Genomic DNA, 25,838 nt, shown 5'->3' with positions numbered 1-25,838 from the left:
TTTCTACAGAAAATGCAAGCTAGACCAAGGGTTGAGTAGTTTTCTTACAAAGCAGACACATTGATGGCACTTATTATTCTTTTAAACAAACCTTTTAACGTGCTCACCCAGTTTACCGATACCAACGGACGAGCCACACTCGCTACTTTCGTCGATAGACCAGGAGTATACCCCGCCGGGCGGCTGGATTATGACTCGGAAGGATTACTTCTGCTCACAGATAATGGGCAGCTTCAGGCCAGAATCGCCAATCCCGACAATAAAATGGAAAAAACCTACTGGGTACAGGTAGAAGGCATTCCGTCAGATGAGAGCCTGGAAAATCTGCGTCGTGGCGTTACCCTGAATGACGGCCCGACCCGACCCGCACAGGTTCGCAGAATTGAAGAACCAGCACTATGGCCACGCAACCCACCGGTGCGTCAGCGCAACAATGATAGTCTGAGCTGGCTGGAGATTCGCATCAGCGAAGGCCGCAATCGACAGGTACGGCGCATGACCGCCCATATCGGCCACCCGACACTACGACTGGTGCGCGCCGCCATCGGACCATGGTCACTGGGCGACCTGAAGCCAGGCGAATGGCGCTCGGAAGAAATTCACATGCCTGCCACACCGCGCCGTAATCGCAACAATCAGCAACGGCCATCACAATCAAAACGTCCGACAGGCAACCTTCCCACTCGTCCAGCTCGACGGCGGCCGAATTGAGGCAACTGGCGCCATCGTTTACTATCTGCCGCTTCGATCAGTCTGGAGCTGTCATGCAAACTCGCTGGACACCACACGCTACCGTCGCCACCATCGTGGAAAAAGACGGCCGTTTCCTGATGGTAGAAGAAACCATCAACGGCCAGGCCGTTATTAACCAGCCTGCAGGCCACATTGAAGAAGGCGAGCGCATTCTTGATGCTGCCTGCCGCGAAACGCTGGAAGAAACCGGCTGGATGGTTACCCCTACCGCTCTGGTAGGCCTGTACACCTATACCGCGCCATCCAATGGCATCACTTATCACCGTTACTGCTTCAGCGCGAGCGTCGACCATGAAATCGAAAACGCCGTGCTGGATAACGGTATTGTTGGTCCGCGCTGGATGACCATTGAAGAACTGCGCACTTGCCCGCATCTTCGTAGCCAAATGGTACTGACCTGTGTGGAAGACTACCTCTCAGGCCGCCAGTACCCGCTGAATCTGATTGTTGAGCACCCCTGAATATGTCGAATAGCCACATCAAAGTCATCGTTGGTATGTCCGGCGGTGTTGACTCGTCCGTATCTGCCTGGCTCCTGAAAGATCAGGGTTACCACGTAGAAGGCCTGTTCATGAAGAACTGGGACGAAGACGACGGCACCGAATACTGTACCGCCAAGGAAGACCTGGCTGACGCCCAAAAGGTATGTGACACCATCGGTATCCCACTGCATCAGGCCAACTTTGCCGCTGAGTACTGGGATAACGTGTTTGAATATTTTCTGGCCGAGTACAAGGCCGGACGCACGCCGAATCCGGACATCCTGTGTAACCGCGAAATCAAGTTCAAGGCGTTCCTCGATTACGCCCGTATCCTGGGTGCCGATCTGATTGCCACCGGCCACTACGTCCGTCGCCGTGACATCAACGGTGAAACCCAGCTGTTAAAAGGCCTCGACCCCAACAAGGATCAGAGCTATTTCCTGCACGCCGTCGGCGGCAAGGAAATCGCCCAGACCCTGTTCCCGGTTGGTGAACTGGAAAAGCCGGAAGTACGCCGTATCGCCGAAGAAAACGGCCTGATTACCGCCCACAAAAAAGACTCCACCGGCATTTGCTTCATTGGCGAGCGTCGCTTCCGCGACTTCCTGAAACAGTATCTGCCGGCCCAACCCGGACGCATCCAGACGCCGGAAGGTGAGGACATTGGCGAACACCAGGGTCTGATGTACCACACCCTTGGCCAACGCCAGGGGCTGGGTATTGGCGGCCTGAAGAACCACCCGGATGCTCCCTGGTTCGTGGCCGGCAAAGACCTCGAACGCAACGTGCTGGTCGCCGTGCAAGGCAGTAATCATCCACTGCTGTTCAAGGATTGGCTGACCACCGAGCAGGTATTCTGGGTCAATGATGAGCCACAACTGCCACTGCGCTGTACCGCCAAGGTGCGCTACCGCCAGGATGATCAGGACTGTGTGATCGACAAGGTCGAGCAAAACGGTAAGTCGGTTTATCGCGTCCGCTTTGACCAACCACAACGAGCCATCACGCCGGGCCAATCCGCTGTCTTCTATCTGGGCGAAATCTGTCTCGGTGGCGGCGTCATCGAAACCACGGGGAATAACGATGAGTGATCGTCGCGAACAAGCCATTGCCATGGCGGCGGTTGTACAAGCCGCCACATTGGTTGAACAGCTGGCCCGCACTGGTGATGTGCCACGCGAATACAGCGAACCACTGTTAGGCAGCCTGTTTATCCAGAGCCCGAAAACCTTCGACGACGTGTATGGCAACGCCCGCGAAACCCTGCATCTTGGGCTGGATACGTTCAATACCATGGCATCCGGCATTCAGGCTGGCATCAGCCCGGATGTACAACGTTACGTTGTGTCGATCCTGCAGCTGGAAAACAAGCTGAAACGCGATCGCGCCACGTTTGCGGCGCTTGGTGACGGTATCCAGCAGGCTTCCCGTCAGGCGGAACACTTCAGCGTAACGCACGAGAACACCATCGCTGCCATTGCGGAAGTGTACAAAAACACGCTCAGCAAAATGTCGTTCCGGATTCACGTCACCGGTAATCCGACCTATCTGCAAAATCCTCAGACAGCCAACAAGGTTCGCGCCCTGCTGCTGGCGGGTATTCGCGCTGCGATTCTGTGGCGCCAGGTAGGCGGCTCACGCTGGCATCTGTTACTGAAGCGTAAGCAATACCTGCAGGAAGTCGCCCAACTGCTGCCCACCAGCTGATTGGCAGCGGAATACCGGTGACACCCAGCCAACCCCCGCATCGGCCAGCCCAGACTTATTTTCGAAGACCACGCAAACCGATGCACAATGGTGCCCGCAAGGGTGCCATTGATTCTCTGACCCAATGTCTGGAAGCCTGAATGGAACTCCCCATCGGACACCTGGTAACGACTGTTTATGCCCTGATCGCCGCGCTGGTCATCGACCGGATGTTTGGCGAGCCCAGCCGTTGGCATCCATTGATCGGCTTCGGCAAGTGGGCAGCCTTCTGTCGCCGCCGCCTGCAAAAATCCATCGAAGAAGACCGCTGGCGTCAGCGCTGGTTTGGCGTACTGGCCTGGCTGATCACGGTTCTGCCGCCCGTTCTGTTACTGGCACTGCTACTAGAGCTCAGCCCCGACTGGTTGCATTTCGTGATCAGCACACTGGTGCTCTACTTCACCGTCGGCTGGCAAAGCCTGCGCCTGCATGCACTGGCAATTGCTGTACCCCTGTGCCTCGGCCACTTGCAGGAAGCCCGCAACGCGGTTGGTCGCATTGTCAGCCGTGATACTGACCAGTTAAATGAAGAAGAAATCGCCAAAGCCGGGATCGAATCCGTGCTGGAAAACGGCAGCGATGCCGTATTTGCCCCTATCTTCTGGTTTCTGATACTTGGCCCGGTCGGCGCACTCTTGTACCGCTTCGCTAATACCCTGGATGCCATGTGGGGCTACAAAACCGAATTCCTGCTGCATTTTGGCTGGTGTGCAGCCCGTGTTGACGACGTCCTGAATTTTATTCCGGCGCGCCTCGTGGTGCTGACCTATGCCGCCTGCGGTAACAGCCGCACGGCGCTCAAGTGTGCTCGCCAGCAAGGCTCAAACTGGAAAAGCCCCAATGCAGGACCGGTCATGGCAGCCGGTGCTGGTGCACTGCAGTTACAACTGGGTGGCAAAGCCCAGTACTTTGGCGAAATCCAGCAACGGCCACCGCTGGGAGAAGGCCAGATTCCTGTTGCGACCGATCTGGATCGCGCCATCTGGCTGGTCGATAAGGGCGTTTACCTCTGGGTAGCCGTGGTCGGAATCGCTGCCTGTGTATTTTGACCTGACGCCACCGCACCACGGCGGCGATCTTCAGGAACAACAGCAACAGTCAGGGCAACACCCATGGCTGGACCTGTCGTCGGCCTGCAATCGCGAGCCATGGCCGGTTCCTGCCCCTGACCCACGATGCTGGTACGAACTCCCCAGTCCGGAGCGTTTGTTTAACGCTGCACAGGAATACTACGGACAACGCCCCATCGCAGTCGGAGCCGGCACCCAGCAGTTGATTGAGATATTGCCGCCACTGCTTGCCAGCCAGGACATCGGCAAACGGGTTATGGTGCCGAGCATGGGCTATCAGGAACATGCGTTTTGCTGGCAGAAGTGGGGTTACCAACTGCACCAATACCAGTACCCGGAATCGCTACTTCATAACGACTGGGATGTCGCCGTTATTATCAACCCCAACAATCCGGGCGGACTGCTGCTGGGCCAGGATTTCCGCCAACCGCTATTTCAGTACCTGCAGAACGCTTACCAGCAAGGCGAACAACGCTGGCTGATCATCGATGAAGCCTTTATCGATGTTTACCCGCAACACAGCTGGCTGACGCAACCACTGCCAGCCAACTGCATCCTGTTACGATCGGTCGGCAAATTTTTTGGTTTACCCGGAGCACGGATTGGATTTGCGTTTGGAGATCCTAGCTTGCAACAGCCGTTGCGTGTCCTCACCGGTCCCTGGCCAATTGCCACCCCGGCGATCGAAATCGTCAGCGCCGCCTTGCTGGATCGAGAATGGCAAGCCCGCGCATACGAGTCGCTGCGTGTCCGCAATCAACGCTTTCAGCGTGAAATCGCCCCGCTGGTTTGCAGCCTGCTGGATGCTCCGACCTGCCAGCACACACCTCTGTTCTACAGCTGGCACACAACACCTGCCAAAGCCAAATGGCTCACTGCTGCCCTGCGCGAACAGGGTATCCATATCCGCCTTGGCAGCGACTGGGTTCGAATATCACTGCCCGCCGATGCCGAGTTTTCGCATCTACAGACCGCACTGAGCGCGGTATAACCAGACTTTGCCAGCACATTTAATGCGCAACCGCGTTCAACATGCGATACTCCCGCGCCTGTTTTGTACCGACGGCACGCCAGTGCCCAGAAAGCCTATACATGACCTCATCCGATATCGACACATCTCTCGCAGCCAGCCTGACAACGGCCGGATCAACTGCCTATTCCAAGGGTAAAAAGCTGGACCGGACATTCACCACCGCTCCGATGATGGACTGGTCCGATCGCCATTGCCGCTACTTCTGGCGTCAGCTGACCCGTAACGCCGTTCTGTATACCGAGATGGTGACCACCGGTGCCATTGTGTACGGCAATCGCGAACGTTATCTGGAATATCACGATATTGAGCACCCGATTGCCCTGCAGTTGGGTGGCAGTGACCCACAGGCATTGGCGCAGTGTGCGACCTACGCCGAGCAATGGGGTTATGACGAGGCCAACCTCAACGTTGGCTGTCCAAGTGACCGGGTGCAGAACAACATGATTGGTGCCTGCCTGATGGCACATCCGCAACTGGTCGCCGACTGCGTCAAGGCCATGCGGGATGCCTGCAGCATTGATGTGACGGTGAAACACCGGATTGGCATTGATGATCAGGACAGTTATGAACAGATGCGCGATTTTGTTGGCACCGTTGCGGACGCTGGCTGCGAGGTATTCATTGTGCACGCTCGCAAGGCCATCCTGCAGGGCTTGTCGCCGAAGGAAAACCGCGAAATTCCGCCGTTGAAGTACGACTTTGTGTACCGTCTGAAGCAGGAATTTCCTCATCTGGAAATCCTTATTAACGGCGGCCTGAACAACCATGAGCAGATGCAGGAGTGCCTGCAACACGTAGACGGCGTGATGGTAGGTCGCGAGGCCTATCACAACCCGGCATTACTGGCGGAGGTTGATCAGCTGTATTACGGCGCTGAACCACGGGAAGCCGACAAGGCGGCGATTATTCGTAGCCTGTACCCGTACATTGAAGAACAATGTGGGCGCGGTGCACCACTGCATCACATCAGCCGCCATACACTGGGCTTCTTCCATGGCCAGAACGGTGCCCGCCTGTACCGTCGTCACATCAGCGAAAACGCCCACCGCCGCAATGCTGGTCCGGAAATCATGGAGCAGGCACTGCAGCTGATGGGTTATTAAAAACACCCTTCAACCGACAGAACTCCAAGGGCGGAATCACTCGCCCTTTGTTCGAGCCAGCATCCAGCAACACGGCTGATCTGCTTGCCCTCCGATGTCATGGCGGCGAACAGATCAGCGACTGACGACTTACTTTTTCGCCAGCGCAGCACGTGCATCGTCGATGCCACCGAGGTTACGAACCTTGGTGTAACCGAGGAATTCCAGCTTGTTTTTGGCGATATCGGCGCGACGACCAGAACGGCAATACAGCAGAATTTCATCCGACGTCGACAGCCCCAGCATACCAATCTGCTCGGAAATCTTGTCTACCGGCAAATTGGCAGCGCCTTCCAGATGAGCCTTTTCAAACTCACCCGCAGTGCGTACATCAATCAGCACTTTAGGGCCAGCCATCGCCATCATCGGCAAGCTCAGTAACGCAATCAGTATCCACTTCATATTCGATTCTCCTTATTCCGATTCATCACAATTCCAGGCAAACAGCCGATGCATTTCAACCAAAGGTCCCTGAATAATAGGTACGGGTTGTTCCTGCTGTTTTACGAATAACGAAAGAATAACGTCCTGATGCGACCGATATTTGACGCTGAGCAAGGGATAGGACAATCTAGGAGAAGGAACTCTAACAAAGAAATAGATCAGGATTGCACATGACAAAGCTGGACGCACTTCGTGCTATGACCGTAGTAGTTGCCGATACCGGTGACATTGAAGCCATTCGCCGCCACCAGCCCCAGGACGCGACCACCAACCCGTCGCTGATCCTGAAAGCCGCCAGTCTGCCTGCCTATCAGCCGATGCTGACCCAAGCCATTGAGTGGGCCCGTAACACCAAAAATGGTGAATCCCTGGCCGCTAACGCTGCAGATAAGCTGGCCGTAATGATCGGTTGTGAAATTCTCACCATGATCCCGGGCCTGATTTCCACCGAAGTGGACGCCCGTATGTCATTTGATACCGACGCAACTCTGGCCAAGGCGCGCAAACTGATCGCCATGTACCAGGAAGCCGGCGTTGGCAAAGACCGCATCCTGATCAAGATTGCTTCTACCTGGGAAGGCATTCAGGCCGCGCGTCAGCTCGAATCCGAAGGTATCCGTTGCAACCTGACCCTGCTGTTCAGCTTTGCCCAGGCGGTTGCCTGCGCCGAAGCCGGTGTTACCCTGATTTCGCCATTTGTAGGCCGTATTCTGGACTGGTACAAATCCAATCAGCCAGGCCCCGATTACTCAGGCGCCAACGACCCTGGCGTACAATCCGTAAGCCGCATCTACAATTACTACAAGCAGCATGACTACAACACCGTCGTAATGGGAGCCAGCTTCCGTAATACCGGCGAGATCGAACAGCTCGCAGGCTGCGACAAACTCACCATCAGCCCGGACCTGCTGGCACAACTGGCGGACGACAAGGATGAACTGGCGCGCCTGTTGAGTGTCGAAACTGCACATTCCGATATTCCGAAACTGTCCATGAACGAAGCTGAATTCCGTTGGGCCATGAACGAAGATGCCATGGCAACCGACAAGCTGGCCGATGGTATTCGCCGCTTCGCCCAGGACCAGAACACACTGGAGCGCACGCTCAGCGAACTGGCATGATTGCACGACTGTTCAAACAATTGCTGGACGGCGTAACCGCCGCTCCAGCCAGCAAACACACCACAGACCTCGCCGCTGCCAGCCTGCTGGTTGAAGTCATGCGTGCCGATCTTTCGATTGATGATAGTGAACGCCAAGCGATGCGAGACGTCCTTGCCAACCTATTCACTTCACTTACACCGGACAATGTGGAAGAACTGATTCGGCAGGCCGAAACCACCGCCGCCGACGCCAATGACCTTTATCAGTTCACCGAACTGGTGCACCAGCACTTCAGCGAAACACAGAAATTTGAATTGCTGACCGGTTTGTGGCAGGTCGCATGGGCCAGCAACGGCCTGGACCGTTATGAAGAACACATCATTCGCCGTATATCCGAGCTGCTGTACATTCCGCACAGCGAATTTATACGCGCCAAACTGAAGGCTCGCCCCAACTCGTGATTACCGAACTGATCGACGCGTTTGATGACCTCCAGCATCAGCTTCACCAGCTGGCGCAGCATCTGACGACATCCCAGCCTGCTCACTGGATTCCACTCAATCCAACCGAAGAACAGATGTGTGGCCCGCTCGATTTTGCCTGCGAGTTGCTGTGCGACCTCTGGTATCGTGGCCATCAGGATGGGCGGGAAACCCGCTCCCGCCATGGCTTGATCCAGGCCGACAGTCGCTGCATCGAACTGATTCATGGCATCAACGCCGCCAAGGATCACTTCCGGGCGCTGGTACAGCAGGAAAAACAGGACCTTCCCACCTGGAAGAACAGCCTGCAGCAGCTCACCGAACGACCGTCAGATCTGCGCGACAAACTATCCCTGACCGGCTTGAGCCGAATTCACCTGAAGCAATGTTTCCGGCATATCCCGATTCTTGAGCAGGCACCCGTGCGTGTTGGCTTCAGCTGGTATGTCAACGGCCGCTCGATCCGCAAGCTGACTCTCGCCGAAGCGGAAGCAATGCTGCTTGATCTGGGCGAAGACAAGGCCCACATCCAGATTCAACTGGAAAAACTCGGAATGTTACCTCCCGGCACCCTGCTCGCCCGCATCCAGAACCAGGCCCCCGTGGTACGGGCCAATCTGGTGTTTGGTCAACCCGGTGCAGAAACCCGCAAGGCCATGAACGTTGCATTGCCACTGTTCATCGCCGGTGACAATGGCATTCTGCCGCAGCACAACCGCATCAGCCCGGAACCACCACCAGGACGCACCCGTCAGGCCCGTGGTGATCAGCGCATCAGTGATGAGCCGTATCTGCCCAGTCTGCGTGCTTATACCTATAGGGCTGACAACTAAGCAACTCCGACTTCATACCGGCCAGTAACCGCAATGATGGTACTGGTCGTGTTATTATTCAGCCCAATTCCAGGCAGCAAAGAATTCCCATGACTACATTCGTCAGCTTTAACATCAACGGCCTGCGCGCCCGTCCTCACCAGCTCGAAGCCCTGCGTGACCAACTGGCTCCTGACATTATTGGTCTGCAGGAAACCAAGGTTCACGACGAACAATTCCCGCTCGCTGATGTGCAGGCTCTGGGTTACCACGTCGAATTTTTTGGTCAAAAGAGTCACTACGGTGTTGCGCTGCTGAGCCTGGAAGCCCCTGTTGCGGTCGTTAAAGGCTGGCCATGGGACGATGAAGAAGCCCAGAAACGTCTGATCCACGGCACCTACCGCATGGGTGATGAACTGGTGCACGTTCTGAACGGTTATTTTCCACAGGGCGAAAGTCGCGACCACGAAACCAAGTTTCCGGCCAAACAGAAGTTCTATGCAGATCTGCTGCGTTATCTGAACGAAACCTTCACGCCTGCCGACAACGTCATCGTGATGGGAGATATGAACATCTCTCCGGAAGATACCGACATTGGCATTGGTGATGCCAACGCCAAACGCTGGTTGAAGACCGGCAAATGTTCCTTCCTGCCGGAAGAGCGCGAGTGGTACCAGAAATTATTGGGCTGGGGCCTGAGCGACAGTTACCGCAAACATTATCCAGACAGCCAGGAGCAATTCAGCTGGTTTGATTACCGCTCACGTGGATTTGAAGATGATCCGAAGCGCGGTCTGCGTATCGACCACATTCTGATGACCGCTCCACTGCTGGCACGCTGCGAAGCAGCGGGTATCAGCTACGATATTCGCGGTATGGAAAAACCCTCCGACCACGCTCCTATCTGGTCCCGGGTGGTCTGATTCGGCACCTGCCAAACCAGAATTGGCGCCCTGAAAACAAAAACTGGCTGATCCTTGCGGAGCAGCCAGTTTGGTAACAAACGATCTGACCTGTCTGAGAACGCCTGAACGATCAGGCCATTGCCATTTGCAGGCGACGACGGCGCCAGAAACTGAACGGGATATACGCCGCAATCCCGATCGACACACCAACTGCATTCGCAATCATATCACCCAACGACATATCACGACCCGGCACAAACGACTGGCCGTATTCCATACAAGCACCCAACGCCAGCGCGAACATAATAAATAGCAACTTGAAGCGCAGCGCCCGGAAGTTATTCAGACCAACCACCGTAACACTCATATAGGCCAGACCATGGGCGAGCTTGTCGGAACCGGCGATGGTGGCACCACCATTGGGTTCCAGCGATTTCCAAACCACGGCAATTATCAAAGCGGCCAGCGTCACCCGCAACAACAAGACCAATGCGGTACGCTGGGAGGCAATCCGGGACATCACACAGTTAACTGAACTCAACATAATCCCACCCAAACAAAAACGGCGGCCTTTGGCCGCCGTGCATTCTGCATCAGAAATCGACCGCCGTCAGCCCGATTCTCTCTGCAATTGCCTGACTGTTGCGCGGCGCAATAACCGCCTTGCTACCAGCCTGACCTCGCAGATATTGATCAGCCACACGCTGCACATCGCTCCAGCGCGTTACCAGCAGACGCTCACGGAATTGCTGACGCAATTCGCGGGTGCGACCACCCCGCTCCATATGGAATACCTGCTTGGCTTCACCAGCAGGAGAACCCGGACGATCCATTCCACCGATCAGGCCAAGGATAGCCTGTTCGACCAGCTCATCACCTTCTTCACGTTCCAGCACCCAGTCAATCGACGCAGCAAAGTCGTCAAAGGTGCCTTCTACCCGAGGATCGCGGTAGGAGTAGAACTTGAAGCAGGCTTGAGAAGAATCGTGAGTAGCACCCGCGCCATACGCACCACCTTTCTCACGAATCGCGGTATGCAGGAAGCCGTTACGCAACACACCACCCAATACTGACAAGGCTGGTGCATCCGGGTGATCCATGGTCACTGTAGGCAGCGCCCAGGCGCAAAAGTTCACCTGGGAATCCACCATCCACCAGCTTCCGGCATCCTGCATTTGCCACTGCAGAGGGCGAGCAGTATTGGCGCTATCCGGTGTCCACAGACCGGCAACCGCCTGCAGATGCGCCAGACGATGGGCGTCATCGTGCACCAGCAGCGCTTCACCCGGGGTCTTCAGAATCTTGCTGTACATGGCTCCCAGAGCGGCACTGAGACTGGCGCCATCATCGGCCTGAGCCGCTTTCAGACGTTGTTTCAGAGCGACCAACTGTGGCATACCTGACAGTGCGTTGGAAATATTGGCAGCCGGGTTCAGGGACGCTGCGGCGGCGGCCATCGCCAGACTGTGGCCGGAACCGGTTACACCGGATTCCTTGCGTGATTTCATATGAGTCAACAGATCCAGCAGACGCTCGTTTTCATCGAAACGGGCGGTCTGCCAGGTTTCCTGCATCAAACCACTGAAGTCACCGGCCTTGCTGCCAAGCGCCTTGCCACTCATCACCAGGTAACCTTGCAGCTGCTCACAGTTGCTGACACCGCTACGAATGGTGGAATAGGTGCTGAGGCTGCCCACCAGCGAAGTCTGCTTCTGTTGCTGATCAAGGTAATCATTGCCACCCGCACCCACTTCGGTCCAGGCGTTGGTGAACAATGGCAGCCAGCTGATTTCTTCAGCCGACAGGGTTGGCAGATCCAGCATCAGTTGCTGGTAAATAATACCGTTGGTACCGGCCACATAGTCGGTCACCGGCAGACCGTCGCTATTGCGAGCGGTCGGATGGACGTAGGCGATTTCCGGCTTCACATCGGCCAGAGTCACCTGCGGCAGAATGCCCGGATCGTCATGATCAGCCTGACGCTCTTGCAGGGCTTCGGCCTGTGTACGAATTTCAGCAAGCTGCTCTTCACTCAGCGATGCACGAATATCCGCCAGACGCTGTTCTTCCAGCCGTTTGGCTTCAGCATTCAGGCCGCTATCCGGCACCAGACTGTAACGCACACGGTGACGGTTATTCAGCAGCAGACGGGTAACGGCTTCCTGAATAAAACCAGGCTGACTGGCCTTGGCACGCAGACGCGCCAGCGCAGGTTCAAGGTTCAGCATGGCAACCGGATCACCATAGTGAGTCGCGGCTGGCAGAGCATTAAAGATCAGTTGCAGGCCATATGGGTAATGGTCGCCGCCAATTTCACGCTGATGTAATTCAAGCTGGTGCAGAGCCGACTCAACCACCGAAGGATCAACACCCTTCTTCGCCACCTCACCCAGAGTATCCAGCACCAGTTGCTCCAGAGCCGCGGCATGCTCAGGCTCACTGCCTTCAATGCCACAGATAAAGCTCATTTCGCGATTGGATTCTTCCAGACCACACAGCGGTGATGGTGAACCACCCAGCTCGGTCTGCTCCAGTGCCTTGCGCAGTGGCGAAGCACTGTTATCCAGCAACACCTGACTCAGCAGCTGGGCTTCCAGCTGGGCATCGAGATCGGTGGAGAAACCCAACAGCCAACCCACCACATGGTGAGTACGGGCACTGAGGTCATCACCATCAACGCCGTACTGTTCCTGAATGGCAACCGGCGCCGGATAACGACGCTCAGCCGGAACACTCCAGCTCTGGTTCTGACGCTCAAAACGGCTCAGCACCTGGAATTCCAGCTTGTCTTGCAGCTCAGCAACGTCGAGATTACCGAAGGTCATAAACACCGCGTTGCTCGGGTGGTAATGACTGCGGTAGAACTTCAGCAACTGGTCGTAGCTCAGGCGGGTAATTTCCGCTGGCTCACCGCCACTGTTGTAATGGTAAGTAGTTGTCGGGAACAGATAGGAGCTCACCCCCTGCCACAACTGAGACACAGGTGACGACATCGCACCTTTCATCTCGTTGTACACAACGCCCTTGAAAACCAGAGGTGACTGCGGATCATCCGGGTTTTCGAACTCCAGACGATGACCTTCCTGGGCGAAGTCGAGCGGATGCAGACGCGAGAAAAACACCGCATCAAGATAAACATCCAGCAGGTTGTTGAAGTCCTTGCTGTTCTGCGATGCAAACGGGTAAGCAGTCCAGTCACTGCTGGTCATGGCGTTCATGAAGGTGTTCAGAGAACGACGCGTCATCATGAAGAACGGATCGCGTACCGGATACTTCTCAGAACCACACAGCACCGTATGCTCGAGAATGTGGGCGACACCGGTGGAGTCCTTGGGCATGGTGCGCACGGCAACCATAAAGGCTTTTTCGTCGTGATCGCAGGCCAGGTGGTAATGCACGGCGCCAGTAGCAATGTGTTCGTAGTGCTGAACCTCAAGGTTGAGCGACTCAACCGGGGTAGCACCAATGTAGCGAAATGCAGATGAATTCGACATAAACCTGACCTATATACAACTCGGGCATCACCAGCAGGCAATGCGATACAGAAAACCGGCCCGCCAATCACACAGGCCACCGGGGCTGCCGCAACAGCCCAGCAGAATCTTTTACATGGTATGGGTAAGACGATCGGACTTCAGCGCACCAGCCAGATGTGTCTCGATGCGGTCACGCGCCAGCGAACTGTCGGGACTGAACTGCACACCAATACCAGCGGCCTTGTTACCTTGAGCTCCTGCTGGCGTCAGCCACACAACCTTGCCCGCCACGGGCAACTTTTCGGCATCGTCCAGCAACTGCAACAACAGGAATACTTCATCGCCCAGCTGATAAGGCTTGCTGGTCGGGATAAACAAACCACCGTCCCTGATAAAAGGCATATAGGCTGCGTACAAAACGGCCTTGTCCTTGATGGTGAGCGTCAGAATACCGCTACGACCCATATTTGCCATTAACGTCTCCCTTGGGTTATCAGACTTCGCCAGTCAATCAGCAACGATTCCACCAGCAGCTGGCGATTAAAGTGGCCAGCACCACCTTGCACTTGTGCGAGAACTTCTGCCAATCGTGACTGCAAGGCTAACAGTTTTGTTCTATCCAGAGTAGCGCCCCCCAAACGGGCTGGCACGTCCGGATCGAGCAACTGACTGTTGCTGGCACCACATGCGGCACGCAGCAAATCCGCAGCCACACGGTTCATCCACCATACCAGCGGCTCCAATTCGATGGTTTTCCAGTGTCCCAGCGCCAGATCCAGACGTGTACGGCCATCACACCATGTCGCCAACTCTTCCAGCCAACGTCGGTGTTGGGCATGTCCATCGTCCTCCAGCCAGGCATTTGCTGCCAGCGGCGCACCCTGATTGTGACGCAAGGCATCTGCCGCCTGATCCGCAGAGCGCCCTTGTTGCTGCAACCAGGCCATGGCCTCGGCATGTGCAGGAACGGGCAAAACCACGCGCTGGCAGCGACTGCGAATCGTCGGCAACACAGAACCAAAACGCTCGGATTCCAGCAGGATAAAACTTTCGCCCGGCGGTTCTTCGAGCGTCTTGAGCAGCGCATTGGCAGCATTGTGATTCAGAACTTCGGCCGGACGCAGAATAACCACCTGGCAACGGCTGATTTGTGGAGTCTGACTGAGGAATTCATTGAGCTGGCGAACACTGTCGATACGAATCTGACGACCACCGTCTTCCGGCGTCACCAGCATAAAATCGGGATGATTACCTGCAGCCCAAAGCTGGCAACTGTGGCAACGTTCACAAGCCAGTGATTGGCGATCACGCTCACTGCACAACAACCAGCGTGCCAGCATCAGGCTCATCACCTGCTTGCCAACACCGCGAGGCCCGGTAAACATCAAGGCGTGAGGCAAACCACCCTGCTGGTGACGCCTGCCAAGATCACTCCACACCCCCTGTTGCCAGGGGTACAACGACATGTCGGTCATGACGCCAGCAAACGCTCCAATTCAGACTGCAAACGGCTTTGCACCAGATCCAGCGACTGAGTTGCATCAATGGTCACAAAGTGCGGATTGGTTGCCGCCAGCGCCTGAAAACCTTCCCGTACACGCTCGAAGAAAGCCAGCTGCTCACGTTCAAAACGATCGGTTTCTTCACCCAGCGCCGCACCGCGACCACGCGCCCGCGCCATACCAACCTCAACAGGGGTATCCAGCAGGAACGTCCGGTCGGGTGCCAGATCCCCATGAGTCATGTTTTTCAGCGTGGCAATCTGTTCGAGATCAAGACCGCGCCCAAAGCCCTGATAAGCGATGGTCGAGTCAGTAAACCGGTCACACAGCACCCAACAACCCGACTGCAGTGCCGGACGTATCACCCGGTTCACATGCTGGGCACGAGCGGCAAACATCAGCAGCAGTTCGGCCAGCGGGTCCATACTTTCGGAATGATTGGCCTTCAATAAACGCGAGCGGATCAGCTCGGCAATCGGCGTACCGCCCGGCTCGCGGGTCAGCAGTACTTCCTGACCTCGGGCGCTGAGCCAGTCGGCGCAGAACTGGATATTGGTGCTTTTGCCAGCACCTTCTCCGCCCTCAAAGGTAATAAAACGACCAGAATAATGTTTGCTCACTGACTGGCCTCCTTTGCCGGAGTTGAACGATAGGCTTTTGAACGATTACGAATCTGGTATTCGTTAACGGCCGCGTTATGAGCATCCAGCGTTGCCGAGAACACATGAGAACCGTCACCACGCGCCACAAAAAACAGGTTATTGCCATCCGCCGGATGCAGGGCTGCATCAATCGCGGCACGCCCGGCCATGGCAATTGGCGTTGGTGGCAAGGCCTTGATGCGATAGGTGTTGTAAGGGTTATTTTCGTCTTGCAAATGGCTTCGACGTAAATCACCGGCATAGGTACTGCCAAGACCGTAAATCACCGTCGGATCCGTTTCCAGACGCATTCCTTTCTGCAGGCGGCGCACAAACACACCGGCAATTTGTGGACGTTCAGACGCCAGCGAGGTTTCTTTCTCAACAATCGACGCCATGATCAGCGCCTCATACGGAGTCTGGTACGGCAGATTCTGGGCACGTTTCTCCCATGCATCCTGCAGCTGGGTTTGCATCATGCGATAAGACTGACGAATGATTGCCGAGGCACGCTCCCCACCCTGATAAACATAGGTGTCCGGGAACAGCATACCTTCAACATTTCCCTCCAGACCAAGCAACTGAGCGATGCTGGCGGGTGTCAGTGGATCGATATCCTGCTTCAGGCGCGGTGCAGTACGAATGGCTTCAATCGCATCGGTCAGGCGAGTGCCTTCAATAAAACGCACCTTGTAGGTAAGTGGCCTGGCGGCTTCCAGCCAGTCCAGAAACGCCGGGCCATCCAGTCCGGTCGGCACCATATATTCACCAGCCCGTAACGTCCCTTTTTTGAGAACCCGCGCCTGCATACGCAACAGCGCCGCTGATGGCAACCAGCCTTGTGCCTCCCATTCTGATGATTTGCTACGCAGGGTATCGCCCTGACCAACTTCAATCAGCACTTCCTGGGTGTTCTTCATCGGCAAGCTCCAGAGCGCCGACAACAAGGCCGCCAGAATCACCAGCAGTACAATCAGAGATGCGAACAGTTTTTTCAAAAGCATGCTTCCAGTTCAGATTGCAGGGCCCGCAATTCCGCCAAAGCGGCGGGCGCCTGTGACAAAGACTGCCCATCCAGGGCAGCAATGGGTACCAGCCCGTTAAGGGCGTTACTCATAAACACCAGATCGGCCTGATACAGCTCATCCAAGCGAGCTTCTGTTTCCAGTATGGACCGTTGTGCAGATAACCAGCGACGAATAACACCGTTAACACCGGCTTTAGCCAGCGACGGCGTAAAAATCGTTCCGTTTTTTATCCAGTAAAGATTGGACATACAGCCTTCGACCAGCAAATCATCCTGATCCAGCATCAAACTCTCATCCCAGCCCGGCTGAAACGCCTGCCGCGCCAGAACCTGTTCGAGTCGATTCAGATGTTTGAGGCCTGCCAGCAATGGCTGATTGCCGAGACGCACAGGATTCACACCTGTTACCAAACCCTCTGGCTTGCTCTTCCATCGCCATTCAGGGGACGTAAAGAACTGCCACTGCAGGTTCACCGCCGGAATAGCAGGAATGGCATAACCGCGCGCCGCTTCTCCACGAGTAAGCAGCAGTTTGACGCCAGTAGCGCCGTCAGGAATGGAAAGCTGCTGCCAGGAAAGGATTACCTGATCCAGCACTTGCGAGGGGAAGTAAAGACGTTGCAGACCTTGCTGCAAACGTTCGAAATGATACTCCCGTAGTGGCATTCCACCGCGGGAGTCGAGGCGAATGGTCTCGAACAGACCATCACCGTACTGCAAACCCCGATCCAGAGCAGGCCAGTGGTCAGCCCACTGCCCTGCCAGCTGGCATATCACACTGCTCATCGATCAGGCTTCGAAACGACGGAACAACAGACTGCCGTTGGTACCACCAAAACCGAAGGAGTTGGACAGTGCCACTTTGACATCGGCTTTACGAGCTGTGTGTGGAACGTAGTCCAGATCACAACCCTCGTCCGGATTGTCGAGGTTAATGGTTGGAGGAATGATGCCGTTCTGAATGGTCAGAACCGTAATCATGGCCTCAATCGCGCCTGCCGCACCCAACAGGTGACCCGTCATCGACTTGGTGGATGACACCGCCACTTTATAGGCGTGCTCACCAAACAGAGACTTGATCGCTTTGGTTTCGGCAATGTCGCCGACCTGGGTAGAGGTACCGTGAGCATTGATGTAATCAACCTCTTGCGGTTGCACCTTGCCATCCGCCAGCGCATTGGCCATAGCGGCACGGGCGCCAGAACCGTCTTCCGGTGGGCTGGTCACGTGGAACGCATCGTCACTCATACCCAGACCGATCAGTTCGGCGTAAATATGAGCTCCGCGTGCCTGTGCATGCTCCAGAGATTCCAGAACCAGCATGGCAGCGCCATCACTCAGTACAAAGCCGTCACGATCCTTGTCCCATGGACGACTGGCCTTCTGAGGCTCGTCATTACGGGTACTCATGGCACGAGCGGCCGCAAAGCCTGCCATACCCAGTGGCGAGGACGATGCCTCGGCACCACCAGCGATCATCACATCAGCATCGCCGTAAGCGATGGTGCGGGCCGCCATACCAATATTATGAGTACCGGTAGTACAAGCCGTGGTGATCGCGAAGTTCGGGCCACGCAGACCAAATTTGATAGCGATATTACCAGCCGCCATATTGATAACAGCCGCCGGCACCAGGAATGGTGATACCCGACGCGGACCGCTCTTTTGCAGCTGGACATGATTTTGTTCGATGGTGTTCAGGCCACCAATACCAGACCCTACTGCCACCCCGAAACGGTCACGATTCACGTCATCCGGGAAGGCCGCATCTGCAAGCGCCTGATGCGCAGCCACCAGTGCAAACTGGAGGAACTGGTCGAGCTTGCGAGCCTCTTTTTCGGTCATGACGCTGGTAACGTCGAAGTCTTTGACAGTGCCGACTATCTGTGTGGAATAACTGCTGGCGTCGAAATGGGTAATCGGGCCAATACCTGATTTCCCTTCACACAGCGCCTGCCAGGTTGAAGCGACGTCCAGGCCCAGCGGGTTCACTGTTCCCAGACCGGTAACCACCACCCGTCTTTTACTCATCACTGTTTTGGTTTCCCTGTTTCAGACATAAAAAAAGCCGCGTCCGAAGAGGCGGCTTTCAGACGTCGCGATTATTACAGATTCGCAACGATGTAGTCGATTGCTTCCTGAACAGTAGTCAGCTTCTCGGCATCTTCGTCTGGGATTTCGGTTTCGAATTCTTCTTCCAGAGCCATTACCAGCTCAACGGTGTCCAGAGAGTCAGCGCCCAGGTCGTCTACGAAAGAGGAAGAGGCTTTAACGTCTTCTTCTTTAACACCCAGCTGCTCACATACAATCTTCTTTACGCGTTCTTCGATGTTGCTCATGGTATTTCCTACTGTTTCAGTGTTTCTTAAGGCCAGAACGACCTTAACCCATATTCATGCCGCCATTCACATGAATGGTCTGGCCTGTAATGTACTTGGCATCGCTGCTGGCCAAAAAGGCTACCGCGGCGGCGATTTCTTCTGCCTGACCGAGGCGCTTGCATGGAACGGTCGCTAGAATGGCTTCTTTTTGCGCTTCAGGCAAGACGTCAGTCATGTCAGTTTTAATAAAACCCGGTGCAACGCAATTCACAGTGATATTGCGACTGGCTACTTCCTGAGCGAGGGAACGGGTAAAACCTTCCAGACCCGCTTTGGCAGCAGCATAGTTGGCCTGACCGGCATTACCGGTAGTACCAATAATGGAACTTACGTTCACAATGGCACCAGACTTCTGCTTCAGCATTGGCTTGACCATTGCCTTGCAAACACGGAACACACCACTCAGGTTGGTGTTGATCACGGCTTCCCATTCCTCATCACTCATACGCAGGAACAGGTTGTCACGGGTGATACCGGCGTTGTTAACCACAACTTCCGGAGTACCGTGCTGATCCAGAAACGCTTTCAGCGCTTCAGCAGTCTGAGCGGCATCCGCAATATTCAGAACGATGCCATCGTTGGCTGGATCAATCGCCTGCAGGGCTTCACGAATGGCGGCAGCGCCAGATTCGCTGGTCGCAGTACCAATTACCTTGTGACCAGTGCGAGCCAGGCGCTCAGCAACGGCACGACCGATACCACGAGAAGCTCCGGTTACCAGAGCCAGTACTTTATCTGTCATATTACTGTCCTTGAATCAGGGCAACGACCTCATTGAGGCTGGCAACATCGCCAGTACCCAGAGTGGTCAGGTTTTTATCGATACGCTTGTTCAGACCAGCCAGAACCTTGCCAGGACCAAACTCAATCGCTACTTCAGCCTTGCCACGCACCGCTTCAACAGCACCCGTCCAGTTAACCGGGCTGTAGAGTTGTGCCAGCAGCTTCTCCTGCACTTCCGCCAGGGGAGCAATCGCGTTATCAACGTTGTGAAACACCGGAAACACCGGTGCACGCCAGTTCACAGCAGCCAGAGCTTCGGCGAAGTTACCAGCTGCGGCTTTCATCAGGCTGGAGTGGAATGGACCACTGACCGCCAAAGGCAGCGCACGCTTGGCACCAGCCGCTTTGGCCAGCTCACATGCTTTTTCGATACCGGCCATAGTGCCAGCAATAACGATCTGACCTGGAGCATTGAAGTTGGCAGGCTCAACCACACCCGCAGCTGCGGTTGCATCGGCACACACCTGACGCAGCGCGTCTTCTTCCAGACCCAGAATCGCCGCCATACCGCCTTCACCGGCAGGCACAGCCTTGTCCATCAGCTGACCACGTTTGCGTACCAGACGCACCGCATCAGCAAAATCAATCGCATCAGCCGCCACCAGAGCGGAGTATTCGCCCAGGGAGTGACCAGCACCGGCAACAATCTGAAGTGCCGGGCACAGGGAACGAACCAGACGCAGCAGCGCGACACTGGAAGTCAGCAGCACTGGCTGGGCGTTGTAAGTCAGATTCAGGGTTTCGGCAGGACCGTTCTGGGTCAGAGCCCACAGGTCTTCACCGATCGCTTCGGACGCTTCCGCAAAGGTTTCACCAATCAGGCTGTATTCCTGAGCCAGATCCGCCAGCATACCCACCTGCTGGGCACCCTGACCAGGGAACATCGCAATTACTTGTGTCATCTGCTTCATCCGCTGCTTTAAGTATTCTTGTTGCCAACCATTCAGTCCGGAACATCACCGGAGTCTCGCATTACTCTGCTGCCTGCAACAGAAGGCGGCGCAATAGTAGGGGCGTCCGGGCATCCAGTAAACACCAGAGCGGCAACATTTTATTGAAATTGTTTCAGGCAATCACCCCTTGAGCATGGGAAATCTGCTCAATTAGTGAAGACCTGTCATGATTTTGCACCTGACGGAGCAAATATTGCAGTGCGTATTCATAGGTTGAAACGTCGGACTTGCCGTGTGTTTTGACCACGACACCATCCACTCCCAGCAACAATGCGCCACCGTGACGGGACGGTGCAATCTGCCGATGCACCCGCCGGAACATACGTCGCCAGAATGGTAACAACAACCGCAAACCCCAGTGTGAACGCAGTTCTTCACGCAACATCCAGGTCAACCACTCGGTCAGACCTTCACTGGTTTTTAACGCAACGTTACCCGTAAACCCGTCACACACCATCACATCCAGCTCGCCCCGATAGAGATCATCCCCCTCGAAGAAGCCAGCGTAATTCTCGGGCATACACTTGCCCAACACTTGATGCGCACCGCGAATTTCGTCCGTGCCCTTGCCAGACTCATGCCCAACATTCAAAAGCCCCACCGACGGCACTTCAGTACCCATGGAGCGACACCAGGCAACACCCAGCACGGCAAACTGCACCAGATTACAGGTGGTTGCACTCAGAGTGGCACCGAGATCCAGCATCAACAAGGGACGTCCGCGAGTAGGAATACGGGTTGCCAGCGCTGGTCGATCAATACCAGGCAGAACCCCGAGAAGATGACGGGAAAGAATCATCAGAGCACCCGTACTGCCAACCGACAGCACACCCTGACATTCACCGCGTCGACAGGCATCAATCGCCTGGAACATCGAAGAATCCTCACGATGGCGCAAAACCACCATGGGCTTTTCATCAGCAGCAATACTCTGACCACAAACCACAACGCGAAAGCGGGGAGCAAATCGCTGCAGTGTCTGTTCGGCTTCGTCCCGCCAGTCCGGCTCTACAAACAGATGAATTCCAACGTCCTTCTGTTTGCGCAGCAGCTTTTCAATGGCCCTGAACGCAGCGCGGGGACCTAAGTCCCCGCCCATAGCATCAACCGCAATGGTCAACATATCAGTTGTTGCCGGTCTCCACGACCTTCTTACCACGGTAGAAACCGTCAGCAGTCACGTGGTGACGACGGTGAGTTTCACCGGAAGTTGGATCGGTAGCCAGTGCCATTGCACCAGTGTCCAGTGCGTCATGGGAACGACGCATACCACGTCTGGAACGGGTTGATTTGTTTTGTTGAACCGCCATGATTGGCTCCTACGCTATTTCTGTTTGAGCTGTGCAAGAACGTCAAACGGATTAGGCCGCTTTTCGTTACCAGGTTTGTTCTCCGGCTCGGGCTGGCGCATCTGGCATTCCGATGCCTCGTGAGTCGGAAACATCGGAAGTGCAAGAAGCACCTCATCTTCAATTACCGACCAGAGATCCAGAATACCATTCTCGTCAACCTCCACCGGCTCAAGACGTCGAGGCAACTGCTTTGCCTGCTCGTCATTGAAAACCAGACCCAGTGAAAACTGACTTTCAACCCGGACTTCCACTGGTTCCAGACAACGCTGGCAAACCATGGAAACGCGGGTGCTGCAACTACCCTTCAACACTCTGTGACGCTCTTCGTCCCTATCAAACGACAACACACAGCTTACCGGTGCCAAGCACCGATCAACTGCATCATTCAATCGGGAGAGTACAGATGAGTCGATTTGAGCAGAAAATTGTTGATTGTTTTCAACGAGTTTCGGCCCATCGACGCGATGGGGTAATTGCGCCTCTGCCATAGTGCGCGACATCATAGAGAGCGATCGCCCCGCTGTCAAAAATATTTGGAAAAAACACCGTCGATCAGCCACATAGCCAATCGACGGCACAGTATACGACAAACTCAGCGCAATTGCAGAGATTGCTCAGTCAGCATGGTGGCAACACCACGACCAAAGCTTGCCCCAAGACGCCCAACCAACTCTTCCCAAGGCGCTTTCTGGCGAGTGAAGTTCACCAACTCCTCAGTACCGAGACGCTCACGAGCCACACTGCTGGAGCTACCCAGACCATCAATCAGACCCAGCTCCAGCGCTTGCTCACCAGACCACACCAAGCCCGAGAACATGTCCGAAGTTTCGTGCAGACGCTCTCCACGCCCCTTACGCACCTGCTCGATAAACTGCTTGTGAGTCACATCCAGCACACCCTCCCAAAATTCGCGCTCTTCTGGCTTTTCAGGCTGGAACGGATCCAGGAACCCCTTGTGCGCACCAGAGGTGTAGCTACGACGTTCAACACCCACCTTATCCATCACACCCACAAAACCAAAGCCGGAACCGACGACACCAATAGACCCAACCAGACTGGCCTTGTCAGCGTAAATTTCATCGGCCGCCGCCGCAATGTAGTAAGCACCGGAAGCACCGAGATCCATAATCACGGCGTAGACAGGAAAATCCGGACGAGTCGCTTTCAGTCGACGAATTTCGTCATACACATAACCCGCCTGCACCGGACTGCCACCAGGCGAGTTAATGCGCAAAATCAGACCTTTGGCATCCGGCTCTTCGAACGCATCCCGAATCGCACCAATGAGCGCATCCGCATTGGCATCCTGATCCGCCGCAATGGTGCCTTTCACCTCGACCACCGCCGCAAAACCACCCTCAGGCAACATACCTTCGGCGTTCTCGATTGGCGTGCGAAACATCCACAACAACGCGAACAGATAAATAAACGTCAGAGCACGAAAAAACACACCCCAACGACGCGAGCGACGCTGCTCTTTTTGCAGGTCACCCAGCATCTTTTCGATCAGATGCCATTCCTTGCTGCTATCTTCCGGACGATTCATGTATCAGCCCCACTTCCATTAATATGAGAGAAAATCCAGTTTTCCAGCTCGGTAATACTGTGACACAGCACCTTAGGCCCAGATGCCAGCAGCACCTCGTCCTCATGCGCACCATGTCCCATCGCTACCGAATCAACACCGGCAGCCCGAGCCATATCAAGATCATACGTAGTGTCGCCTACCATCAGCGCCCGACCAGCCGGGATACTCAGTTGCGTCAGCAGCTCATTCAGCATCAAGGGATCCGGCTTGGAAAGAGTCTCGTCAGCACACCGGGTCGCGGCGAAATAATGCCCCAGACTCAGATCATGCAGTAGACGATCAAGACCTTTGCGACTTTTACCAGTAGCAACCGCCAACAGCAATCCGGCTTTTTGCAGACGCTTGAGCATCGCCTCAGCGCCATCAAACAGACTCATCTGCACCTGACTGTCGTAAACAAAGTTACGAGCATAGGCTTCACGCATCATGGTCATCTGCTCATCGGTGATATCCGGCCACAACGCCAGCAAGGCTTCCGGCAGACCAAGTCCGATAATGTTCTGTACTGCCGCATCCGACAGTTCTGGCAACCCCACCAGACGCCCAGCTTTTTGCATACTGTCGACGATTCGTCCAGTGGAGTCTGCCAACGTGCCATCCCAGTCAAAAATGATGAGCTCATAGCTCATAGGAACATCCTTCCTGTTGAAATAACTGCGCCAATTCATCACCCGGCTCCGCTCGCAGGCACATGGCCTTGCCTGTAATCGGATGCGGGAACTCTAACTGCAACGCATGCAGACACAAACGCTTTACACCGTGAACCTGGTCGATCTGGGTCTGGGTCTTGTCGCGATACTTGTCATCACCGGCAATGGCATAGCCCTGAAACTGACTGTGCACTCGAATCTGGTGTGTACGCCCGGTAACCGGCTCCGCTTCAACCAGCGAATAATGAGAACCGGCAGAGAGCAAACGAAAACGGGTGTGAGAAGCCTTACCTTCATCATCAACCAGCATGATGCGCTCACCGGACTGACGTTCGAATTTTTTCAGCGGCGCTTTTACCTCATTGATAGAGGCTGGCCAACGCCCGTGCAACAACGCCAGGTAACGCTTGCGGATACCGCTCTTGTTCACCAGCATTTTCTGCAAGCCAACCAGCGCTGAGCGCTTTTTGGCAACCAGAATAATGCCGGAGGTATCGCGATCCAGTCGATGAACCAGCTCAAGGAAAGAGTGATCAGGATACATCTGGCGCAACGCCTCGATCAGACCAAGACTGACACCGGAACCACCATGCACTGCCAGACCATGCGGCTTATTGATGGCCAACAGTGCATCGTCTTCATACACAATGGAGCGCGCAAGCAAGCCCAGCAAGTCATCAGAAGCTTGCGCTGCAGCCTGTTCAGGCGCCAGACGCAGCGGCGGAATACGCACCACATCACCATCGTGAACACGAGTATCGGCTTTGGCACGCCCCTTGTTCACCCTCACTTCACCCTTACGAATGATGCGGTACACCAGCGTTTTCGGGACTTTCTTCAGCACCGACAACAGAAAGTTGTCGAGTCGCTGACCATCGTTGTCTGCAGTAACCTCTACAAAGGTCACCTTGGCAGTATCGATTTCGGGATTCGCCATATATAAGAAGGATCAACCTGTCCCAGTTCAAGAAAAAGGAGTGTTCACAGTGCTAACCTTTGCTGCCTTCATGCTTTGTTGCTATATTCCAAATTCCTGAGACATAACAACCATCATGTTTGCAGGAATCTGACGCCAGCCAGCAGAACTGTGAAAAGCGGCAGAGTATAAAAGAAGAAGAGGCTGCATCAAAACTCTTCGACGAATTTAAACAAGGCTGGCGTGACGCCGCCCGTGAGATAAACCTGGCAAATACACGGCTGGCAATCTCGCATTATCAAATTATGGACAGGGCACCTGTTTGCCCCAGACAGAGCATGCACAATTCGCCTGTCAGGTTTGCGATACCGGCTAGCGGCCCAGAAGCCGCCGTGTGTAACAACACTGCCGACGAGCGCAAAGACAAACAGACCCCAGAGTGTCGGTGTTCCGGATAAAACTGCACCAATGCTCCAGCCAGACACACTCCGATCCCGGAGAGTCGCGGACTGCGGCAAAACACCCATAAATATTTTGGTACTGACCAACCCAGGTTGGGATTGCCACCGGCGTATGCTGCCCCAAGAGCATGACGCA

At 55.2% G+C, this 25,838-nt stretch carries 29 protein-coding genes; 11 read left to right on the top strand and 18 right to left on the bottom strand.

Annotated features, from left to right (window positions below):
- Positions 1 to 63: 63 nt before the first annotated feature.
- The 7 genes from OUO13_RS09210 (at position 64) to dusA (ending at position 6,187) form a co-directional block, all read left to right on the top strand.
- A complete protein-coding gene (locus OUO13_RS09210; RefSeq protein ID WP_283173585.1) occupies positions 64 to 711 on the top strand; it encodes a pseudouridine synthase in 648 nt (215 codons plus the stop codon).
- 53 nt (positions 712 to 764) lie between these two features.
- Positions 765 to 1,214, top strand: coding sequence for an NUDIX hydrolase (locus OUO13_RS09205; RefSeq protein WP_283173584.1), 450 nt, complete (start codon positions 765 to 767; stop codon positions 1,212 to 1,214).
- 2 nt (positions 1,215 to 1,216) lie between these two features.
- Positions 1,217 to 2,326 carry a tRNA 2-thiouridine(34) synthase MnmA gene (gene mnmA / locus OUO13_RS09200; RefSeq protein WP_283173583.1) on the top strand — a complete coding sequence of 370 codons (1,110 nt, stop codon included), beginning with the start codon at positions 1,217 to 1,219 and terminating at the stop codon, positions 2,324 to 2,326.
- Positions 2,319 to 2,942, top strand: coding sequence for a high frequency lysogenization protein HflD (gene hflD / locus OUO13_RS09195; protein ID WP_283173582.1), 624 nt, complete (start codon positions 2,319 to 2,321; stop codon positions 2,940 to 2,942). Before mnmA ends, hflD begins: the two co-directional genes overlap by 8 nt.
- A gap of 140 nt (positions 2,943 to 3,082) precedes the next feature.
- Positions 3,083 to 4,030: an adenosylcobinamide-phosphate synthase CbiB gene (gene cbiB / locus OUO13_RS09190; RefSeq protein WP_283173581.1), complete on the top strand. Its 948-nt coding sequence runs from the start codon at positions 3,083 to 3,085 to the stop codon at positions 4,028 to 4,030.
- Positions 4,020 to 5,042, top strand: coding sequence for an aminotransferase class I/II-fold pyridoxal phosphate-dependent enzyme (locus OUO13_RS09185; RefSeq protein ID WP_283173580.1), 1,023 nt, complete (start codon positions 4,020 to 4,022; stop codon positions 5,040 to 5,042). The genes cbiB and OUO13_RS09185 overlap by 11 nt, the downstream gene beginning before the upstream one ends.
- Positions 5,043 to 5,143: 101 nt before the next feature.
- Positions 5,144 to 6,187: a tRNA dihydrouridine(20/20a) synthase DusA gene (gene dusA / locus OUO13_RS09180; RefSeq protein WP_283173579.1), complete on the top strand. Its 1,044-nt coding sequence runs from the start codon at positions 5,144 to 5,146 to the stop codon at positions 6,185 to 6,187.
- Between the two features lie 129 nt (positions 6,188 to 6,316).
- Here the strand turns inward: dusA and OUO13_RS09175 are convergent, their stop codons facing one another.
- Positions 6,317 to 6,628: a rhodanese-like domain-containing protein gene (locus tag OUO13_RS09175; RefSeq protein WP_283173578.1), complete on the bottom strand. Its 312-nt coding sequence runs from the start codon at positions 6,626 to 6,628 to the stop codon at positions 6,317 to 6,319.
- 212 nt (positions 6,629 to 6,840) lie between these two features.
- Between OUO13_RS09175 and tal the strand changes: the two genes are divergently transcribed.
- The 4 genes from tal (at position 6,841) to xthA (ending at position 9,990) form a co-directional block, all read left to right on the top strand.
- Positions 6,841 to 7,791, top strand: coding sequence for a transaldolase (gene tal / locus OUO13_RS09170; RefSeq protein WP_283173577.1), 951 nt, complete (start codon positions 6,841 to 6,843; stop codon positions 7,789 to 7,791).
- Complete coding sequence (locus tag OUO13_RS09165; protein ID WP_283173576.1) at positions 7,788 to 8,234, top strand: tellurite resistance TerB family protein; 447 nt, start codon at positions 7,788 to 7,790, stop codon at positions 8,232 to 8,234. Before tal ends, OUO13_RS09165 begins: the two co-directional genes overlap by 4 nt.
- Positions 8,231 to 9,088, top strand: a complete 858-nt coding sequence (locus tag OUO13_RS09160; RefSeq protein WP_283173575.1) for a DNA replication terminus site-binding protein — start codon at positions 8,231 to 8,233, stop codon at positions 9,086 to 9,088. Before OUO13_RS09165 ends, OUO13_RS09160 begins: the two co-directional genes overlap by 4 nt.
- A gap of 89 nt (positions 9,089 to 9,177) precedes the next feature.
- Positions 9,178 to 9,990 (top strand): exodeoxyribonuclease III, encoded by an 813-nt coding sequence (gene xthA, locus OUO13_RS09155; protein ID WP_283173574.1) that lies wholly within the window; start codon positions 9,178 to 9,180, stop codon positions 9,988 to 9,990.
- A gap of 112 nt (positions 9,991 to 10,102) precedes the next feature.
- Here xthA and OUO13_RS09150 read toward each other — a convergent pair whose 3' ends face one another.
- From OUO13_RS09150 to OUO13_RS09070, 17 genes are all read right to left on the bottom strand, one after another.
- On the bottom strand, positions 10,103 to 10,516 hold the full coding sequence (locus OUO13_RS09150) for a VanZ family protein (RefSeq protein ID WP_283173573.1): 414 nt from the start codon (positions 10,514 to 10,516) through the stop codon (positions 10,103 to 10,105).
- A 49-nt stretch (positions 10,517 to 10,565) separates the two neighbouring features.
- Positions 10,566 to 13,466 (bottom strand): insulinase family protein, encoded by a 2,901-nt coding sequence (locus OUO13_RS09145; protein WP_283173572.1) that lies wholly within the window; start codon positions 13,464 to 13,466, stop codon positions 10,566 to 10,568.
- Positions 13,467 to 13,577: 111 nt separating this feature from the next.
- Positions 13,578 to 13,922 carry a PilZ domain-containing protein gene (locus tag OUO13_RS09140; RefSeq protein WP_283173571.1) on the bottom strand — a complete coding sequence of 115 codons (345 nt, stop codon included), beginning with the start codon at positions 13,920 to 13,922 and terminating at the stop codon, positions 13,578 to 13,580.
- A complete protein-coding gene (gene holB, locus OUO13_RS09135; protein ID WP_283173570.1) occupies positions 13,922 to 14,923 on the bottom strand; it encodes a DNA polymerase III subunit delta' in 1,002 nt (333 codons plus the stop codon). Before holB ends, OUO13_RS09140 begins: the two co-directional genes overlap by 1 nt.
- Positions 14,920 to 15,570, bottom strand: coding sequence for a dTMP kinase (tmk, locus tag OUO13_RS09130; RefSeq protein ID WP_283173569.1), 651 nt, complete (start codon positions 15,568 to 15,570; stop codon positions 14,920 to 14,922). Before tmk ends, holB begins: the two co-directional genes overlap by 4 nt.
- Complete coding sequence (gene mltG / locus OUO13_RS09125) at positions 15,567 to 16,589, bottom strand: endolytic transglycosylase MltG (protein ID WP_283173568.1); 1,023 nt, start codon at positions 16,587 to 16,589, stop codon at positions 15,567 to 15,569. Before mltG ends, tmk begins: the two co-directional genes overlap by 4 nt.
- Entirely contained in the window at positions 16,586 to 17,404 is an 819-nt protein-coding gene (gene pabC / locus OUO13_RS09120) for an aminodeoxychorismate lyase (protein WP_283173567.1), read from the bottom strand. Before pabC ends, mltG begins: the two co-directional genes overlap by 4 nt.
- 3 nt (positions 17,405 to 17,407) lie before the next feature.
- Positions 17,408 to 18,649, bottom strand: coding sequence for a beta-ketoacyl-ACP synthase II (gene fabF, locus OUO13_RS09115; RefSeq protein WP_283173566.1), 1,242 nt, complete (start codon positions 18,647 to 18,649; stop codon positions 17,408 to 17,410).
- A 74-nt stretch (positions 18,650 to 18,723) separates the two neighbouring features.
- Positions 18,724 to 18,957, bottom strand: coding sequence for an acyl carrier protein (gene acpP, locus OUO13_RS09110; RefSeq protein ID WP_283173565.1), 234 nt, complete (start codon positions 18,955 to 18,957; stop codon positions 18,724 to 18,726).
- 43 nt (positions 18,958 to 19,000) lie between these two features.
- Complete coding sequence (gene fabG / locus OUO13_RS09105) at positions 19,001 to 19,741, bottom strand: 3-oxoacyl-ACP reductase FabG (RefSeq protein ID WP_283173564.1); 741 nt, start codon at positions 19,739 to 19,741, stop codon at positions 19,001 to 19,003.
- 1 nt (position 19,742) lies between these two features.
- Positions 19,743 to 20,684: an ACP S-malonyltransferase gene (gene fabD, locus OUO13_RS09100; RefSeq protein WP_283173563.1), complete on the bottom strand. Its 942-nt coding sequence runs from the start codon at positions 20,682 to 20,684 to the stop codon at positions 19,743 to 19,745.
- A gap of 163 nt (positions 20,685 to 20,847) precedes the next feature.
- Positions 20,848 to 21,858 carry a phosphate acyltransferase PlsX gene (gene plsX / locus OUO13_RS09095; RefSeq protein WP_283173562.1) on the bottom strand — a complete coding sequence of 337 codons (1,011 nt, stop codon included), beginning with the start codon at positions 21,856 to 21,858 and terminating at the stop codon, positions 20,848 to 20,850.
- Between the two features lies 1 nt (position 21,859).
- Positions 21,860 to 22,045, bottom strand: a complete 186-nt coding sequence (gene rpmF / locus OUO13_RS09090; RefSeq protein ID WP_283173561.1) for a 50S ribosomal protein L32 — start codon at positions 22,043 to 22,045, stop codon at positions 21,860 to 21,862.
- 14 nt (positions 22,046 to 22,059) lie between these two features.
- Positions 22,060 to 22,590, bottom strand: coding sequence for a YceD family protein (locus OUO13_RS09085; protein WP_283173560.1), 531 nt, complete (start codon positions 22,588 to 22,590; stop codon positions 22,060 to 22,062).
- A gap of 89 nt (positions 22,591 to 22,679) precedes the next feature.
- Positions 22,680 to 23,633 (bottom strand): S49 family peptidase, encoded by a 954-nt coding sequence (locus tag OUO13_RS09080; RefSeq protein WP_283173559.1) that lies wholly within the window; start codon positions 23,631 to 23,633, stop codon positions 22,680 to 22,682.
- Entirely contained in the window at positions 23,630 to 24,304 is a 675-nt protein-coding gene (locus OUO13_RS09075) for an HAD-IA family hydrolase (RefSeq protein ID WP_283173558.1), read from the bottom strand. The genes OUO13_RS09080 and OUO13_RS09075 overlap by 4 nt, the downstream gene beginning before the upstream one ends.
- Entirely contained in the window at positions 24,294 to 25,262 is a 969-nt protein-coding gene (locus OUO13_RS09070) for an RluA family pseudouridine synthase (protein WP_283173557.1), read from the bottom strand. Before OUO13_RS09070 ends, OUO13_RS09075 begins: the two co-directional genes overlap by 11 nt.
- Positions 25,263 to 25,838 lie beyond the last annotated feature (576 nt).

This window comes from Parathalassolituus penaei, assembly GCF_026626885.1.
GTDB lineage: Bacteria > Pseudomonadota > Gammaproteobacteria > Pseudomonadales > Oceanobacteraceae > Oceanobacter > Oceanobacter penaei.
Note: the sequence above shows the minus strand (reverse complement) of the source record. Positions and strands in the feature narration are given on the sequence as shown.

Bases quoted from the DNA above. Each gene is read 5' to 3' on its own strand.
- OUO13_RS09210 (WP_283173585.1), top strand. From the start codon at position 64: ATGGCACTTATTATTCTTTTAAACAAACCTTTTAACGTGCTCACCCAG.
- OUO13_RS09205 (WP_283173584.1), top strand. From the start codon at position 765: ATGCAAACTCGCTGGACACCACACGCTACCGTCGCCACCATCGTGGAA.
- mnmA (WP_283173583.1), top strand. From the start codon at position 1,217: ATGTCGAATAGCCACATCAAAGTCATCGTTGGTATGTCCGGCGGTGTT.
- hflD (WP_283173582.1), top strand. From the start codon at position 2,319: ATGAGTGATCGTCGCGAACAAGCCATTGCCATGGCGGCGGTTGTACAA.
- cbiB (WP_283173581.1), top strand. From the start codon at position 3,083: ATGGAACTCCCCATCGGACACCTGGTAACGACTGTTTATGCCCTGATC.
- dusA (WP_283173579.1), top strand. From the start codon at position 5,144: ATGACCTCATCCGATATCGACACATCTCTCGCAGCCAGCCTGACAACG.
- OUO13_RS09175 (WP_283173578.1), bottom strand. From the start codon at position 6,628: ATGAAGTGGATACTGATTGCGTTACTGAGCTTGCCGATGATGGCGATG.
- tal (WP_283173577.1), top strand. From the start codon at position 6,841: ATGACAAAGCTGGACGCACTTCGTGCTATGACCGTAGTAGTTGCCGAT.
- OUO13_RS09165 (WP_283173576.1), top strand. From the start codon at position 7,788: ATGATTGCACGACTGTTCAAACAATTGCTGGACGGCGTAACCGCCGCT.
- xthA (WP_283173574.1), top strand. From the start codon at position 9,178: ATGACTACATTCGTCAGCTTTAACATCAACGGCCTGCGCGCCCGTCCT.
- OUO13_RS09150 (WP_283173573.1), bottom strand. From the start codon at position 10,516: ATGTTGAGTTCAGTTAACTGTGTGATGTCCCGGATTGCCTCCCAGCGT.
- OUO13_RS09145 (WP_283173572.1), bottom strand. From the start codon at position 13,466: ATGTCGAATTCATCTGCATTTCGCTACATTGGTGCTACCCCGGTTGAG.
- OUO13_RS09140 (WP_283173571.1), bottom strand. From the start codon at position 13,922: ATGGCAAATATGGGTCGTAGCGGTATTCTGACGCTCACCATCAAGGAC.
- holB (WP_283173570.1), bottom strand. From the start codon at position 14,923: ATGACCGACATGTCGTTGTACCCCTGGCAACAGGGGGTGTGGAGTGAT.
- pabC (WP_283173567.1), bottom strand. From the start codon at position 17,404: ATGAGCAGTGTGATATGCCAGCTGGCAGGGCAGTGGGCTGACCACTGG.
- fabF (WP_283173566.1), bottom strand. From the start codon at position 18,649: ATGAGTAAAAGACGGGTGGTGGTTACCGGTCTGGGAACAGTGAACCCG.
- acpP (WP_283173565.1), bottom strand. From the start codon at position 18,957: ATGAGCAACATCGAAGAACGCGTAAAGAAGATTGTATGTGAGCAGCTG.
- fabG (WP_283173564.1), bottom strand. From the start codon at position 19,741: ATGACAGATAAAGTACTGGCTCTGGTAACCGGAGCTTCTCGTGGTATC.
- fabD (WP_283173563.1), bottom strand. From the start codon at position 20,684: ATGACACAAGTAATTGCGATGTTCCCTGGTCAGGGTGCCCAGCAGGTG.
- plsX (WP_283173562.1), bottom strand. From the start codon at position 21,858: ATGTTGACCATTGCGGTTGATGCTATGGGCGGGGACTTAGGTCCCCGC.
- rpmF (WP_283173561.1), bottom strand. From the start codon at position 22,045: ATGGCGGTTCAACAAAACAAATCAACCCGTTCCAGACGTGGTATGCGT.
- OUO13_RS09085 (WP_283173560.1), bottom strand. From the start codon at position 22,590: ATGATGTCGCGCACTATGGCAGAGGCGCAATTACCCCATCGCGTCGAT.
- OUO13_RS09080 (WP_283173559.1), bottom strand. From the start codon at position 23,633: ATGAATCGTCCGGAAGATAGCAGCAAGGAATGGCATCTGATCGAAAAG.
- OUO13_RS09075 (WP_283173558.1), bottom strand. From the start codon at position 24,304: ATGAGCTATGAGCTCATCATTTTTGACTGGGATGGCACGTTGGCAGAC.
- OUO13_RS09070 (WP_283173557.1), bottom strand. From the start codon at position 25,262: ATGGCGAATCCCGAAATCGATACTGCCAAGGTGACCTTTGTAGAGGTT.